General features: G+C 67.6%; 8 protein-coding genes. 3 read left to right on the top strand and 5 right to left on the bottom strand.

The features are described from left to right. Positions 1 to 93: 93 nt before the first annotated feature. Entirely contained in the window at positions 94 to 1,101 is a 1,008-nt protein-coding gene (locus D187_RS19045) for an oxidoreductase (protein ID WP_002622026.1), read from the bottom strand. Positions 1,102 to 1,174: 73 nt separating this feature from the next. Between D187_RS19045 and D187_RS19040 the strand changes: the two genes are divergently transcribed. Continuing rightward, the gene (locus tag D187_RS19040; RefSeq protein ID WP_155893443.1) at positions 1,175 to 2,107 is read left to right on the top strand and encodes an AraC family transcriptional regulator; all 933 of its coding nucleotides are present in this window, start codon (positions 1,175 to 1,177) and stop codon (positions 2,105 to 2,107) included. Positions 2,108 to 2,128: 21 nt separating this feature from the next. On the opposite strand, the gene D187_RS19035 is transcribed toward D187_RS19040, so the two are convergent. Then, positions 2,129 to 7,408, bottom strand: coding sequence for a trifunctional serine/threonine-protein kinase/ATP-binding protein/sensor histidine kinase (locus D187_RS19035; protein WP_002622024.1), 5,280 nt, complete (start codon positions 7,406 to 7,408; stop codon positions 2,129 to 2,131). Between the two features lie 183 nt (positions 7,409 to 7,591). Continuing rightward, positions 7,592 to 8,848: a patatin-like phospholipase family protein gene (locus D187_RS19030; protein WP_002622022.1), complete on the bottom strand. Its 1,257-nt coding sequence runs from the start codon at positions 8,846 to 8,848 to the stop codon at positions 7,592 to 7,594. A 277-nt stretch (positions 8,849 to 9,125) separates the two neighbouring features. Here D187_RS19030 and D187_RS19025 point away from each other — a divergent pair, with 277 nt between their 5' ends. Further along, a complete protein-coding gene (locus tag D187_RS19025; protein ID WP_002622021.1) occupies positions 9,126 to 11,297 on the top strand; it encodes an AbfB domain-containing protein in 2,172 nt (723 codons plus the stop codon). A 61-nt stretch (positions 11,298 to 11,358) separates the two neighbouring features. Here the strand turns inward: D187_RS19025 and D187_RS50080 are convergent, their stop codons facing one another. After that, positions 11,359 to 13,881, bottom strand: coding sequence for a PAS domain-containing sensor histidine kinase (locus tag D187_RS50080; protein WP_051256420.1), 2,523 nt, complete (start codon positions 13,879 to 13,881; stop codon positions 11,359 to 11,361). 244 nt (positions 13,882 to 14,125) lie between these two features. On the opposite strand from D187_RS50080, the gene D187_RS19015 reads away from it, so the two are divergent. Then, on the top strand, positions 14,126 to 14,704 hold the full coding sequence (locus tag D187_RS19015; protein WP_002622019.1) for a hypothetical protein: 579 nt from the start codon (positions 14,126 to 14,128) through the stop codon (positions 14,702 to 14,704). 24 nt (positions 14,705 to 14,728) lie between these two features. Here the strand turns inward: D187_RS19015 and D187_RS19010 are convergent, their stop codons facing one another. Then, positions 14,729 to 15,469, bottom strand: a complete 741-nt coding sequence (locus tag D187_RS19010; protein ID WP_002622018.1) for an Imm52 family immunity protein — start codon at positions 15,467 to 15,469, stop codon at positions 14,729 to 14,731. Between the last annotated feature and the right edge of the window lie 51 nt (positions 15,470 to 15,520).

The raw sequence follows: 15,520 nt of genomic DNA, 5'->3' as shown, positions 1-15,520 counted from the left end.
CGAGATGCGGCGAGGACGGATTATTCACGGAAGGTCCGACATGAACGGTCACGTGGAGTAGGGGAAGGAAGAGTTCCTCTACCTGCCACCTGGTCACCGCTCCGAGAGGGTCGTGCCTGAAAGGCGTTCGCCCAGGCTCCAGAGGCGCCGGGCCGCTTCGGGGTCGACGGCATAGGGCATCACGCCGGTCTGCCGCGCCGATCCCTCGAGTTCCCCACCGGCCGTGGCCTTTTCATCTTCCACCCGGGCGATGTCGCAGTTCTCGCAGTAGACACCTCCCAGACCGTCGAGCCGCGGGCTCGTCGCGCACCAGACGCTGGTCGCGGCTCCCTGCGCGACCGTCTTGATGTTCCTCGCTGGGTCGACAATGGGCTCGCCGTGCGCGTCGAGGACGCCCACCGCCTGGAGTTCCTCCCGCGAGAGGTGTTTGCCGAGCCCCGTGGCCACGATGCTACCCGGGTGGACGGCAAAGGCACGCACCCCATATGACTCACCACGCGCGTCCAACTCGAGCGCGAAGAGGATGTTGGCTGTCTTCGATTGCCCATAAGCCGCCCAGCGGTCATAGGCCCGCCGCTCGAAGTGGGGGTCCTCGAACACGACCGGAGAGTAGTGATGGCCCCAGGAGGAGACCGAGATCACTCGCGCCCCGTTCGCCCGGCGCAGGGCGGGCCAGAGCCTCGCCACGAGCTGGAAATGACCCAGGTAGTTCGTCGAGAACTGTGACTCATATCCCCGTGCATCGCGCGCCAGGGGACACGCCATGATTCCCGCGTTGTTCACCAGGAGGTGCAGCGGCCGGCCAGTCGCCAGGAACCTCCCGGCGAAGGCGTCGATCGAGGCGGGGTCGAGCAGGTCCATCACTTCGAGTTCGACGTTGGCGAGCCCCTCGAGCGCGGCCCGGGCATGGTTGGGATTCAGGGCCGGGACGATGACCCTGGCGCCCGCGGAACCCAAGACCCGCGCGGTCTCCAGACCGAGGCCAGAATCGCCTCCCGTGACAATGGCGATCTTGCCGGTCAGGTCCCGGCCATGGATGACCTCGGCCGCCGTGGATGCGGCACCGAAGCCAGACTCGATTGGAATTTGGGGAGTAGGCATGCGAGGGAAATATCCCCGTGCCTCCGGATTTTTAATGCTTGAACGTCCTGAAAACATGCGTGATCGTTCGAAGATGAGCGATGATCCTTTCTCCGACATCCTCCGGCTCGCGAATGCCCGCTCGGTCTTGTCGGGCGGCTTCACGGCTGGAGGTTCATGGGCGATCCGTGTTCCGGCGCCCGAGAACATCAAGTTCTTCGCGCTCGTGAAGGGTGGATGCCAACTTCGCATCGATGGCGAGGGGGCTCCCGTGCGAGTCGAAGAGGGAGATGTGGTCTTCATCTCGGCGCAACGCTCCTTCGTGCTCTCGAGCGATCCACGGGCCATCCCAAAGGACGGGACGCGTGTCTTCGCCACGAGCACCACCCGGTTCCCGAAGCTGGGCGAAGGCGAAGACTTCTTCCTGCTCGGCGGACACGTGCGCATCGACGCGGCGAGCAGCGGCCTTCTGGAGGAGCTGCTGCCCTCGCTGATGCATGTTCGAGCCGCTTCGCCGCAAGCGACGATGTTGAACTGGCTCATCGACCGACTCGTTCACGAGCACGAGACGAACCTCTCGGGGGTCAGCCTCGCGTCGGAGCTGCTCGTCCAGCTCATGCTCGTGCAGACCCTGCGCGCGCATCTCGCGACAGCCAGCACCCTGCCGGCCGGGTGGCTCCGGGCCATGGGCGATCAGCGAATCGCTCCGGCGCTCCGGTTGATGCATCGCGAGCCAGGTCATCCCTGGCGGCTCGAGGAGCTCGCCAAGGCGTCCGCGATGTCCCGGACCAACTTCGCCGTGCACTTCAAGTCGGTCGCCGGGGTCTCGCCTCTGGCCTACCTGACCGCATGGCGGATGCGTCTGGCCCAGCGGGGATTGCGAGACGAGGACGCCTCGATCGCCGAGCTCGCGCGGTCGTTGGGCTACACGTCGGAGAGCGCGTTCAGCAACGCCTTCAAGCGCGTCACGGGCCGTGCACCCAAGCACTACCGAAGCGCGGCGAAGGCCGCGCGGCCCAGTGGGTAGTGAGTCGGACGCGGCACACCGCTACCCCAACGGCAACAGCAGTGTGGCCGTAGCCCCCCTGCCCGGCCCTTCGCTCTCCAGCGAGAGCTGCCCGCCCAGCATCCGCGCCGCCAGCGCGCTCGAGTGCAGGCCCAGACCATGTCCCCCCTCACGGGTGGTGAAGCCCTGGGTGAAGAGATGCTCGCGGAGCTCCGGCGCGATGCCCACGCCACTGTCCACCACCTGGATGCGCGCCATGTTGTCCGCCGCTTCGAGCCGCACGTGCAGCTGGCGCTGGCTGGTGGGAATCGCGGTCATCGCGTTCTTGGCGTTGCTGATGAGGTTGATCAGGATCTGCAACACCTTGTGCTTGTCCACCCGCACCGCGGGGAGTGCGGACAGCGACTGGACGATGTGGACGTCCTGGCGCTTGAGCGCGGGCAGCTGGATGCTCAAGGCATCCTCGACGAGGCGCGACAAATCACACTCCTCGGTGAGCAGCGTGCTGCGGGCGTAGGTCTGCTGCACCTGGACGATGGCCCGCACGTGCTCGATGTGCTTGTTCATCGCCTCCAGGCCCTCCTGCAGCGTCGAGTGCTCGCGGAGCAGCTCCTCGGCGAGGTGCGAGAGATAGTGCGGCAGCTGGGTGCCGAGGGGGTCGCGGGTGAGGAAGTCGGCCAGGGCGCCCTCGTGCTCATCGAGCATCGAGGAGACCTGCTTCACCCGCAACATGCGGGAGGTGCTCACCGTCTGGGTCAGCACCTGGGCGTTGATGACGGCACTGGTGAGGACGTTGCCCACGTTGTGGAGCACGTTGGTGGCCACCTCGGCCATCCCCGCCGCGCGCGCCGTGTCCACCAGCTGGGCCTGGGCGTGCCGGAGCTCGCGTGTGCGCTCCTCCACCCGCTTCTCCAGCTCGTCGTTGGCGCGGCGCAGGGCGACCTCGGCCTGCTGCAGTTCCGTGTACAGCCGCGCGTTCTCGAGGGAGATGGAGGCCTGGGAGGCGAGGTGGCCGAGCAGGGAGATGCGCGCGGGAGTGAAGGCGTTGCTGGCCAGGCAGTTCTCCAGGTAGAGCACCCCCCGGAACTCCTCCTGGCGAACCAGGGGCAGGCACAGCACCGAGCGGGCCTCGCCGCGCTGGAGCCACGCATCGGCCGCGAACGGGTGGGGCTGGGAGGCATCTCCGATGAGCACGTGCTCCCGGGTGCGCCGGACGTAGGAGAGAAGGGTCCACGGTAGGCGCTCGTCCCGAGGGCCGGCGGCGGGCCCCTCCGGCGCGGGGTCCACGAGGGCCACCACCGAGAGCTTGTCACCCTGGGGGAACAGCAGGGCGCCGCGCTGGGCCCCGGCGTTCTCGATGGCCACCCGCAGCAGCGTGTCCCCCAGCCTGTCCAGGACGATCTCCCCGGAGATGGCTTGCTGGGCCTTCACCAGGGTGAGCGCGTCGAGGTGCGTGGAGCTCGTGTCCGTGCTGGTCTCCTCCGAGGACGGGAGGGAGGGCGGGTGCACCCATTGGGCATCCAGGTGCTGGACCTTGCCCAGGGCACCCCAGCGCAGCCAGGCCTCCCGCGCCTTGCGGGCGTAGGCCTCGGCGATGGTGGGCACCGCGCGCTCGGACCAGAAGCGCGACGCCAGCTCGCTGGCCAGGGCCAGGTCATGGATGTGCCCCTGCTCGCGCGCGGCCTGGATGGACTCCTCGTAGGCGCGCAGGGCCTCGGCCTCATGGCCCAAGAGGCGCGCCAGCTCCGCGGACACCATGCGCTCGAGCGCGCGGAAGTTCTCGGGACAATGGCTCGTCCACTCCGCCAGCCGCGCCTGGTGCTCGCGGATCTGTTCGAGGGCCGGCCCTCGCTCCTCGGGTGTCATCTTCCCGAAGCAGGCGGCCAGGGTCAGGGCATGGAAGAAGTGGAAGTGCTGGAGCTGGACGCGGCCCAGCAACGACCAGCTCAGCTGGGCGGTCCGGTCCGCCGCCTCCCGCGCCTCGTCGTACGCCCCGCCCAGGAAGCGCGACTGCATCTTGATGAGCCAGTACATGCACCGGGCGATGGCCGTGCGCTCCGGGGTGAGCCGGGCTTCGAAGGACGCCTCGGTGAAGTCCTCTCCGTCGAGCGACTGGAACGAGGCGGTGCGGCCCCGGAGCTGCTGGGTGAGCCGCTGGTAGACGTGGACGACGTCGCGCACGTCCACGAAGCCGCTCGTCCGCGCGAAGTCCAGCCGCGCGACCGACTCCTGGTAGACCTCCTCCAGGGCGTGCCCCAGGGTGAGCCGCTGCGAGACGATGTGCGTGCAGCAGAAGCCGGCGATCTGGAAATCGCTGGCCTGGAGCGCGTACTGGAAGGCCGCGCGCAGGCTGTTCAGGGACTCGGGGATGGGCTGGAGCCAGTGGCTGAGCATCCCCATGCCGAAGAGCGCCCTGCCCCGGAGCGCGGCCACGTCGTAGCGCTCGGCGAGCGCGCACGCGAGCTGACCAAACGCCAGGCTCTCCTGGTAGCGATTGAAGGCCAACCCCAGCACCATCCCATACGTGGAGTACCCGTGGACGGAGGCCGGCGTGTTGCCGTGCCGGATGCTGAAGCAGACCAGCTTGCAGAGGTGGAGCAGGTACAGGTGCCGGTCCGTATTGAGCGCCGACGTGTTGAGGGCCACCAGGAGGCTCATCGTCGCCTCCTTCACCGGATCGCTCAGGCGGGGCAGCTCGACGAGGCTGGCGATGGACCTGTCTCCCAGCAGGGCGCCCACCTCCTGCTGGGCGGCCACCACCTCCTCCCAGGAGGGGTGCGGTGAGAGCGGCATCCCCATCATCGCCAGACCCTCCAGGAGGCTGTCGACAGCCACCTGGTTCTCGCCGGCGGCCACGTGCAGGTCGCACTTGAGCCGGTAGAGCGCGGCCATCTCCGCCGGAGTGCGCGGGCGGCCGCGGAGCTCCTCCACCATGCGGCGCGCGTGGGCGGCGTTGCCGCTCATGAACTCGCAGCTCGCCAGGTCCAACCGGAGCTTGAAGGCCAGCGCGTGATCCACCTCCCAGGGGTCTCCGGGGAGGAGCTGGAAGGCCATCGCCAGATAGGTGATGGCCGAGCGGTAGGCCGTCGACGCCTTGGCCCTCGCGCCGGCCTCGGCGTTCAGGCGCGCGACGCGGTGGCGCTCCTCGGGCTCGGTGAGCAGCTCCGCGCCGGTATTGAGCTGCCCCACCACCTCGAAGAGGTTCTTGCGCACCTCCTCCGGCGACAGACTCGCCAGCAGCAGGCGGCCCACGCGCAGGTGGACGGCCTTGCGCTGCGCCTCGGGGATGAGGGTGTGGGCCGCCTGGTGGATGCGGTCGTGGAGGAAGCGGTACTGCTCCGGGCCGGTGGTGGCCAGCACCCCCTCCTGGAGCGCCAGCTCGAGGCCCTGTTCCACCTCGTCCGGCTCCTCCATTCCCGAGATGAGCAGCAGGGTGCTCAGCGAGAAGGTGTTTCCCACGCAGGCCGCCAGCCGCAGCAGGTGCTGCGTCCGGGGGGGGAACTGGCGCAGCTTGGCCACCATGAAGTCGACGACGTTGTCGGAGTAGCCCTTCTGCCGGGCGCCCTGCTCATCCCAGCGCCAGGGGCCCTCGGGCGTGCGCACCAGCAGCCCGTCCTGGTGGAGCGTCTGCAGGAAGCGCAGGAGGAAGAAGGGGTTGCCTCCGGTCTTCTCACGGGCCAGCGCCGCCAGCGGCCCGACGAGCTCCGCGCTCGCGCCGGGCAGCGTGTCCAGGACGAGCTGCTGGACATCCTCGAGGCTCAGCGGCTCGAGCTGGACGTGGGACATCCGCGCGCCCGCCTGGCGCAGCTGCTCCAGCGTCTGCGTCAGCGGGTGGGCGGAATGGACCTCGTTGTCGCGATAGGCGGCGATCAGCAGGAGCGGCGGTGTCTCCGGGTGGGTCAGCAGATGCAGCAGCAGTTGGAAGCTGGCCAGATCCGCCCACTGGAGATCATCCATGAAGATCACCAGCGGGTGCCCCAGCGGGGCGAAGACGCCGAGGAACCGGCAGAGCACCCGATGGAAGCGCTGCTGGAGCTGGGAAGGCGGCAGCTCCTGGACGGGGGGCTGTCTGCCCGCGACGAGCTCGAGCTGGGGGACGAGATCCACCAGGACCTGGCCCTGGCCCTCCCACGCCTCGCTCAGGCCCTGACGCCACCGCGCCAGCTCCTCATCGGTGCCGCCGAGCAGTTGCCGCACCAACTCCTGAAGGGCCTTGGCCACGGTGGCGTAGGGGATGTCCTGCTGGAACTGGTCGAACTTGCCGCTGAGCAGGAAGGAGCGCTGCCGCACCACGGGCTTGTGCAGCTCGTTGACCACCGAGGACTTGCCGATCCCCGAGTAGCCGCTGACCAGGACGAGCTCCGGGCGGCCACGCTCGGCGACGCGCTCGAAGGCCTGGAGCAGGACCTTCGCGTGGCTGTCGCGCCCATAGAGCCGCTGGGGGAGCTGGAAGCGGCTGGGGTAGTCGTGCCGGCCTGGCACGAAGTCCTCGAGCACCCCCCGGCTCAGCCCCTCCCGGCAACGCTCGAGATCGGCCTTGAGGCCCTCGGCGCTCTGGTAGCGCTCCTCGGCGACCTTGGCCAACAGCTTCATCACGATGGCGGACAGCACGGGCGGCAGCCCCCGCACCCGCTCCGACAGGGGCCGCGGGGCCTGCGCCATGTGGGCGTGGAACCACTCGAGCGCGTCGCGACCCTGGAAGGGGCGCTCGCCCGCCAGCAGCTCGTAGAGGGTGATACCCAGGGAGTAGAGGTCCGTGCGGTAGTCCACCGAGCGGTTCATGCGCCCGGTCTGCTCCGGGGACATGTAGGCCAGCGTGCCTTCGACCAGGGAGGCTTGCGTCATGTCCACATGCTCGACGAGCTGGAGGCTGGCGATGCCGAAGTCGAGCAGGCGCGTCTCGCCCGAGGGCGTGAGGATGATGTTGGAGGGCTTGATGTCCTTGTGGACGATGCCGCGGCGATGCAGCTCCGCGACCGTCGAGGCCAGGGCGATGGCCAGCTCCACGGCCCGGGTCACCTCGAGCGGCTCGCCGGTGGACTCGGACAGGGGCGTGCCGTCCACGTCTTCCAGCAGGAGCACCGGCCGGCCCTGGAGCTGCTCACACGCGTGGGCCCGGATGACGCCGCGCGCGTCCTGGAGCCGCCGCAGGATGCCGAACTCGCGCAGGTAGTTCTCGCGCTCACGAGGGCCGGGAGCTGAAACCCGCGGCGTCTTGAGGATGAGCCGCAGACCATCGGCACCACGCACCGCGCGAAACAGCAGGCTCGTGCCCGTGGTCTTGAACGCCCCGAGCAGGGAGTAGCCAGGAATATTCAGCATCCAGGCGGAGCCTAGCGCCTCGGGTGCGCTTCCTTGAAGTGCCAGAAGCCTCCGAGCAGGCAAGTGCCACGCCCCTGACCACGGCCTCCCTCGGCCTCTTCCCCCCCTCGACAGGTCCCCATCCGCACTCGGCGTAGCACCCGAACCGTCCACTCGAGCGTCGACGGGGGGCGCCCGGCGACGTCACCGTGCCGCCGCCACGGAAGGCGGATGGAGTTCGCCGTCGAGCCATGTCCGCAGCTGCGTGAGTGCGTCGCTGAAGCGTGCGTGGCCCACCTCCGGCTCGAGGTCCTGGTTGGCGCGCAAGGACTGGTTGGGAATCCGGCCCTGGATCCACGCGTCGCAGAGGGAGTCGATGAGCAGCACGTGCTCCTTCATCACGGCGTCCATGCCGAGCTCCGAGACCCGCTGGTAGAAGCCGGGGTCGATCTTCTCCGGGTACATCCAGCGGCCGTTGCGTTTGACGGGACGCAGGACGGGGCTCAGCCGGATGACCGGCCCATCCTGGACGACGTCGCGCTCGTCCCGGGGCAGCCGGTGGCCCAGCGTGACGTGCGCGACGAAGCTGGCGGAATCGGGCGGGTCATCGACGATGCAGAGCGCCGCCTTGCGGATGTCACTGGCGAGGCCCGGCTCCTCGGGGACGTGCAACAACCGCTTGTCCTCCACCTCTCCGGTGGCATCGGGAGGAAGGGACAGCACCATGCCCGTGCCCAGACTGAGCACGCGAATGGCGGAGGGCTCCACTCGCGCCGCGCCATCTCCCACGTGGCTCAAGGCCTCCACCACCCCGGCCATCGTGGGGTTGTTGTAGCCGCCCATCGCCCCGTCCCAGAAACGCCGATCCAGGAAGGTGGCGGGCTCGTCGAAGAAGGTAATGGGCGCGTTGCTCGAGGCATGCACCGCCTGGGCGAAGGTGGGATTCCTCGCGGGCGAGCGCGAGGCCGCCGGGCTCCCCGATCGGGTCCGGAAGAAGATGGCACGCCGGCGGTCATAGTCGAACGCGGTGATGACGATGTCCGCCAGGCCCTGACCGGCACGGGCCTTCCACTCCTCCATCGTCAGCCGGGCGAAGCCCTCCTGCTTCGACTCCGAGAAGGCCCGCTCGAGCCCCTCCAGCTTCTTGCGTGCCGCGTAGCGCGCCTCCAGGTCCTGGAGCGCGGGAATGGCCGCCAGCATGCGCTGGTACCACGGCCGCTCGACGAAGATGCTCCGGCGCTTCGCCTCGTCGCGGAAGAGCTGCAGCAGTTGCCCCAGGGTGAAGTCCGCCGCCAGGCCCGCGGCGACGATGCTCCCTCCCGAGTTGGCCACGACGAGCTGGAACCTGCGAAGCACCTCGTGGCCGCGCGTCTCGGGACCGAAGAGCTCGATGAGCGCCCGAACCTCGATGAGTGCCCAGGTGCCTCCTCCATCCAGCGACAGAATCTTGAAATGCTCCATGGTGCGCCCCCTCATGCGCCAGGACACCTGGAGGAGGGCCCTGAGTGGAAGCAGGCCTGGCCCAGGTCGTCGGCTCCCGAACGACCGCCTGCCTGGATTGGAGGCGATGACGGCTCCCCCGAACCGACTTCCCCGTAGCGGAGTCCGCTGACCAACAGTCCGCCCAATCCAGCCATGGCAGCCATCCCCAGTATCTTCTCGTTTTACTTGATTTCAAGAACTAATCGACTATACAAGTTTCCCCATCATCGGCAGGAACCTGCATGAGGGGAAAAGAATGAGGGGAGCAAAGCTGCGACTCACGACGCTGCTGGCATCCACCGTGATGGTGGGCTGCGGCGGTGCACGCGATACAGACAACGCGGACCCAGCGAACCACGACACCGAGGCCGCCACGGTCCAAGCCGCCGTTGTCAGTGCTGCTGCGCAACCGGTCAACACCGTCCTGTCCTGGGTACCGCTGCGGCTGAACGTCTACTACAGCTTTGGCGTCACGACGCCGAACTATACCAACCGCGTCCTGCGTCATTATGACAGCCTGGCGCGCACGGACGTCATCGGAACTTCGGCGACCGAGAAAGCGGACTCGAGCTTCCGCGTCGTGGCCGGTCTGGCCGACAAGGATTGCTATTCGCTGGAGTCGCAGAACTACCCGGGCAAGTACCTGCGGCACGCCAACTCACGGATTCGCCTCGACAGCCGCGACAACACCCGCGTGTTCGACGAGGATGCCACGTGGTGCACGCGCCCTGGCTTGTCGGGGCAAGGCGTCAGCCTGGAGTCGTTCAACTTCCCCGGCCGCTACATGCGCCACGCCAACGCGGAAGTGTGGCTCGCGCAGCGGGGCGGTTCGCTGCCCAGCGATACGGCGGTCAGCTTCAACGAGGACTCGAGCTGGAAGGCCATCAGCCAGGCCAGCAGTGACTTCAAGGCCTGGGGAGACGAAACCCTCAACAAGATCGAGCAGGACTTCAGGAAGCCCGGCAGCAACCTCTACTACGAGGGCACGGATCGCCAGGCGACGGCCTTCAATTGGGACGCGGGCACCCAGCTTCACGCCTTGATCGCGGGCGGTAGAATCCAGCAGGCCGAGGCCTTCGCCAACGAAATGCACCAGGCCTACTGGTGCTACACGAAGAACCGCTGGGCGTACAACGCCGTGGCCTATGGATGCGGTGATCGGTACTACGACGACAACGCCTGGGTGGCCAAGGGCTTGATGGAGCTGTACCAGAAGACCAACAACGCCACCTATCTGAACAGGGCCAAGGAGGTCCTGGCGTTCAGCATGAGTGGGGAGAACACCCCGACCAGCAACCCGAACGGCGGCATTCGTTGGCATGAGGGGGACACCGGCGGCCATTGCCTGTGCGCCACGGCTCCGACCATGGCGGCCAACCTCATGATCTACCGGGCCACCGGAACCCAGCAGTACCTGACCGACGGCTTGCGGCTGTACAACTGGGTGAAGGCCAATCGCTTCGGCTACGGCCCTGGCTACCGAGGGTATGAGAACGCCGTGGTGGCCCAGACGGCCCTGCTGTTGTTCAAGATCACGGGCAACTACACCTACCTGGATGACGCGCGCCACATGGCCTACGCCATGGAGTCGACGTACATCGACTGGCAGACCCGCGCGCTGAGGGAAACCGGGCAATGGGGGGGTCACGACATGACCAATGCCTATGTGGACCTCTACGAGACGGATGGCGACATCAACTGGTTGAACATCGTCGCGGGCTACCTCCAGTTCGTGCGTGACAATGGCAAGGACGCGAACGGCAGGTACCCCGAGTGGTGGAACAGCGTGGGGCAGCCCGGCAACCCCGTCCTGCTGTACCAGGCCTCCGCCGCCCGCGCTTTCGCCCGGATGGGGAACACCCGCGGGGGAACGATCAAGCCGAGGGATCCGGTCGCGATCTTCAGGGACTGCAACTACACGGGAGACTGGAGGGCGGGCCTCTGGGTGGGCCGCTACAAGCTGAGCGACCTCCAGTTCCGCGGAATCGCGGGCAAGGACATCTCCTCGGTGCGGGTGCAGCCCGGCTACAAGGTGACCTTCTACGAGAATGCCGACTTCACGGGCGCCTCGATCGTCAAGACCGCGGATGACAGCTGCCTCGTCGCCGCGGGGTGGAATGACCGTGCCAACTCGCTGGTCGTCGAACCGGTTGCGCCCACCGTCGTGGTCCACAATGACTGCAACTTCACCAGCCCGGGCATCAACCTCCCCGTGGGCAGCTACGATGAAGACACCCTGAGGACCCTGGGGTTCAGCCCGGATGTCATCTCCTCCCTTCAGGTGGCCGACGGGTACGAAGCGGTGCTGTACGACGGTGGCCGGTTCGATCAGACCTCCCTCACCACCGGCACCAACAGCTGTCTGGTGGGCGCGGGCTGGAACGACAAGGCCGCCTCGCTCATCGTGAGGAAGAAGGCCGCCAGGTAGGCCGCCCGTCCGGGTGTCAGTCCAGGTGTCAGGGGAGTCGGGTTGGCGCCTGCTGCTCGCGCTAGACGAATCCTCTGACACCTTTCGCGGCGTAGCGCGGCAGCAACACGGTGAACGTGGTCCCCTCCGCCTCGGTGGAGCGCACCTCGACGAGGCCCTCGTGGGAGCGGGCGATCTGCTGAACGATGAAGAGGCCCAGACCCAGGCCGGACGTCGGATGTCCGCCGTCCGTGGCCCGCCGGAAGGGCTCGAAGATGAGCGGGAGCAGGTCCGGAGGGATGGGCGCGCCCCCGTTGCGAACCTCCACGCACACGGTCTCCCCCCCGTCGCGCAGCACGAAGTCCACGGGAAGTCCCTCGGGGCTGTAGTCCAGCGCGTTCTTGCCGAGGTTGCCCAGGAGCTGCGCGAGCCGGTCCGGGTCCCACTCGCCCTGGAAGTTTCCCGCCATGCTCAGCCGGAGCTGCCGCTGGGGGTTGCCGACCTCGAGTTCCTCCACCACCTGCCGGCAGATGGCGAGGAGATTGGCCGGGCGGGGGTTGATGGGAATACCGCCGCCCAACCGTCCGCGGGTGAAGTCGAGCAGGTCGCCAATCATCCGCCCCATGCGCTCGGCGCTGTTGGCGATTCGGCGCACGGCTTTCACGTGGTGCTGGACCTCGCGATCCGAGCGCATCATCGCGTTGACGGACAGGAGGATGGCGTTGAGCGGATTGCGCAAGTCATGGGAGACGATGCCGATGAAGCGCTCGCGGAATTCCGCCGCCTGCCGCAACTCCGTCTCGGCGCGCTTGCGGTCGGAGACATCGGTGTTGACGGCGACCGCGCCCACGATGTCCTCCCCCATGCGAACGGGGGCGGCGGCGCAGCGCACCACCATGTCCTTGCCTGTCAGCAGATGGCGGACAATGACTTCTTGAGTGGTCGGCTGCCCATGGATGGCCCGCATGAAGGGCTCCTCTTCCATCGTGAGCCGGTGGCCGTCCTCGGCGGAGCGGTTCTGGAGTCGATCCCCCAGGGTGGCGACGTGCTGATTCAGCTCCGCCAGTGATTCAAAGCCCAGCATCTCCAGCGCCGGAGTGTTGGCCAGCCGGATGCCGGTGGCATCTCCCACGTACAGGGCATCCGGGATGCTCTGGATGATGGCCTCGAGGATGGCCGCGTTGCGCGCCAGTTCCCGCGCGGCACACTTGCGCTCGGTGATGTCCAGGGCCGTGCCCAGGAAGCGGATGGGCCGCCCCGAGGCATCGCGGTGGACCCGGCCTTGAGCGCTCACCCACCGCTCCTCCTGGTTCTCGAGGGGACGGGTGCGAAACTCCATGGCGAAGGTCCCCGGACTGCCCGGCGCGAGGCTCTCCCCCACGCGGTGCTCCACCTGGAGGCGGTCCTCGGGATGCACGCGCGAGAGGAAGGTGGGGTAGTCCACGGGAGCACCCACTGACAGCCCGAAGAGGGCGCGCAAGCGCTCGTCCCACTCCAGCGCGCCCGTAGTGGGGTCCATGTCCCAGATGCCCAATTCCATGGCCTCCGTCGCCAGGCGGAGCCGTTCCTCGGCGACGCGCACCTTCTCGGCGGCGAGCGCATCCCTCCGTCGGCGTGCCCACACCAGCTCCGTCACGTCCGAGGCAACGGCGATGACGGCATCCACCTGGCCCTGGGCATCGCGCATGGGCTCGTAGACGAAGTTGAAGTACGCCTCCTCGATGCCCCCGCCTTCCAGACGCGCCAGCCTGGCGGGCAACTCCGTCCCGACATAGGGCACTCCGGTGGCGAGCACCCCGTCCAGTAGCGCCTCGAATCCCTGGCCCGCGGTTTCGGGCAGGGCCTCGAACAAGGGCCTGCCCAGCACCTGCTCGGGGCGGCGGCCCCAGAGGCAGCACATCGAAGGATTGGCCAGCTCGATAAGGCAGCGGGGGCCCCGGAAGATGGCGATGGCGGTGGGCGCCTGCATGAACAGCGAATGGAGCCACTCCCGCTGGCGCTCGGCGTGCGCGCGGGCCTGGGCGGTCAGGGCCAGGGAGTCGTCGCGCTCGCGCACCGCCTCACGCAGTTGCTGGTTGGCGGCCTGGAGTTCCTGGCCCCGGTGAAGCAATTCCGCCTCTATTTCCAGGTTGCGATTCTGGAGGGCCGCCGTGCGCTCGCTCTCTTCCTCGCGGCGGCGGGACAGGCGCACGAAGTCCGTCACGTCCTCCACCCGGTGGAGGAGGAAGAGCACCTCGCTCTCGGGGGAGAGGACGGGGGTGTTGATGGGACTCCAGTAGCGCTCCTCGAAACCACCGCCTTCGGCCTCGGGACGCCGGATGTCGTACTTCTGCACGGCCATGGTGTCCGGCGCGCGAGTGGCCATGGCCCGCTCGAGCGAGGCGCGCAGGTTGCGCACCCCGGTGGCGTTCGGATCCGCCGGGTTGTCGGGGAACACCTCGAAGAAGGGGCGGCCGAGGATACCCTCGCGAGTCGTCAAGGTGGCACGCAGGTAGGCATCGCTCACCGCCACGAGGGTGAAGTCCGCGTCCGGGATGGCCACCAGGTAGGGGCCCGGGCTCTGCTCGAAGAGGAGCTGGAAGTCAGGTGGGGACAGCGGGGGCATGGAGCACGGGGCGGAGGGAGTCAGGGAAGAAGTCGCGGGGAGGAAGTCATGAGCGGAGTGGCTCGCCAAGGGCTGGCGACACCCTCCGCCATATCCCCCCGTGTTTCAACAGAGGGCTTCGTGCGCGGCTTCTGGCGATGGCCCCGAGGGCCGAGCACGCAATCGATTGACCTCCGCGCGGCGCCGGAGAGGTCCAGACCATTTCACACCCCTCGGCGCGCCGGGTCATGGAAGATTCCAGCCCATGGACCAGACCACACGCGGGCACTTCACCCAGTTGCACAGCACGGACGCCGAATCCCGCGCGGCCTCCTTCATGCACCTCCTGGAGCTCACCCAGCAGCCAGTAGCGTGGGCCTACGAGGTCTGGGATGAGCTGCTGACGCTGCTGCGCGAGGGCGACAACCACCAGCGGGCCATCGGGGCGCAGTTGCTCAGCGGTCTGGCCAAGAGCGATCCCCAGCAACGGATGCTGAAGAATCTCGATCAGCTCATGGCCGTGACGAAGGATGAACGGTTCGTCACGGCGCGGCATTCCCTCCAATCGCTCTGGAGGGTGGGGACCGCCAGCCAGGCCCTCCAGAAAGAAGTGGTGGACCGCCTGAGCCAGCGCTTCCGGGACTGCGCCACCGAGAAGAACGGGACCCTCATCCGCTACGACATCCTGGAAGTCTTCCGGAAGATTTACGACCAGGTGCACGACGAGCAGCTCAAACAGCATGCCCTGGCGCTGATCGAAACCGAAGAAGACCCGAAGTACCGCAAGAAGTACTCGGGGCTCTGGAAGGACCTCGTCGCCAAGAAGCGCGGCGCGAAGGGATAGTGCCTCGGCGGCACTTGCTCTCGCTCACTCCGCCGCGGGAGCGGGTCTCGGCCACGCGATGAGGCCCGCCCGGTCGAGCAGCTCTCGGATACGGGAGGAGAACGCCACGTGCTCGGGGTTGCTCGCCGTCATGGGCTCGGGGGACAGGACGAGGAGCCACCCCAGCGTTCCCACCGGCTCGATGCGCACGGGCGCGGGCAGCGGGGGCAGTCGGCCCCGGCGGCGCGACAGGTACGTCAGCCAGCCCACCCGTACCTCGAACCCCTGTTTCTCCAACAGCTCCACCATCTCCGATGAGCTGGCCATGGCGAAGTCCGGGTCCCACGCGGTGGCCATGGCGGTGAGCACTCCGGTCAGAACAGAGGCACTCAAGAGCCGCTCCCGTATCGGGCTCTCCCGGGTCACTTTCAACAGACATGAATTGGGCGCCCACGAAGTATACATACCACAGTGGATGTTGATATCCGTGGCCTCTTTCTTCGCATTCCACATCGACTGACGGAAGCCCATATCCTCGATGACATGCTTACCGACGTCCGTGCGACTCCTGCCCTGGAGGAGCCACTTCTCCAGAGCATCCACCTCCGTGTTGACCGGGTGGCCTGGCAGTTCACGGGGGAAGCCTCGGCCCGCCCTGTACCACTGGACAAAAGACGGGTCACACCGCGCCAGCATGTGGAAGAAGAGTTCCGCGCGCCGCGCACACTCCAGCGCCGTCTCCTTGCGCGGTCCCCAGTACGCGCCCACATAGGATTTCTCCGTCATACCTATCTCTCCGCTACTTTACTGGGCGCGTATAGTGGACGGTGGTGCGAG

It is taken from the genome of Cystobacter fuscus DSM 2262, assembly GCF_000335475.2.
Lineage (GTDB): Bacteria > Myxococcota > Myxococcia > Myxococcales > Myxococcaceae > Cystobacter > Cystobacter fuscus.
This window is presented reverse-complemented; position numbering and strand designations above follow the sequence as displayed.

What these genes read in the sequence shown, in the direction of transcription:
- D187_RS19010 (WP_002622018.1), bottom strand. Translation starts at nt 15,469, where the DNA reads ATGACGGAGAAATCCTATGTGGGCGCGTACTGGGGACCGCGCAAGGAG.
- D187_RS50080 (WP_051256420.1), bottom strand. Translation starts at nt 13,881, where the DNA reads ATGCCCCCGCTGTCCCCACCTGACTTCCAGCTCCTCTTCGAGCAGAGC.
- D187_RS19025 (WP_002622021.1), top strand. Translation starts at nt 9,126, where the DNA reads ATGAGGGGAGCAAAGCTGCGACTCACGACGCTGCTGGCATCCACCGTG.
- D187_RS19015 (WP_002622019.1), top strand. Translation starts at nt 14,126, where the DNA reads ATGGACCAGACCACACGCGGGCACTTCACCCAGTTGCACAGCACGGAC.
- D187_RS19035 (WP_002622024.1), bottom strand. Translation starts at nt 7,408, where the DNA reads ATGCTGAATATTCCTGGCTACTCCCTGCTCGGGGCGTTCAAGACCACG.
- D187_RS19045 (WP_002622026.1), bottom strand. Translation starts at nt 1,101, where the DNA reads ATGCCTACTCCCCAAATTCCAATCGAGTCTGGCTTCGGTGCCGCATCC.
- D187_RS19040 (WP_155893443.1), top strand. Translation starts at nt 1,175, where the DNA reads ATGAGCGATGATCCTTTCTCCGACATCCTCCGGCTCGCGAATGCCCGC.
- D187_RS19030 (WP_002622022.1), bottom strand. Translation starts at nt 8,848, where the DNA reads ATGGAGCATTTCAAGATTCTGTCGCTGGATGGAGGAGGCACCTGGGCA.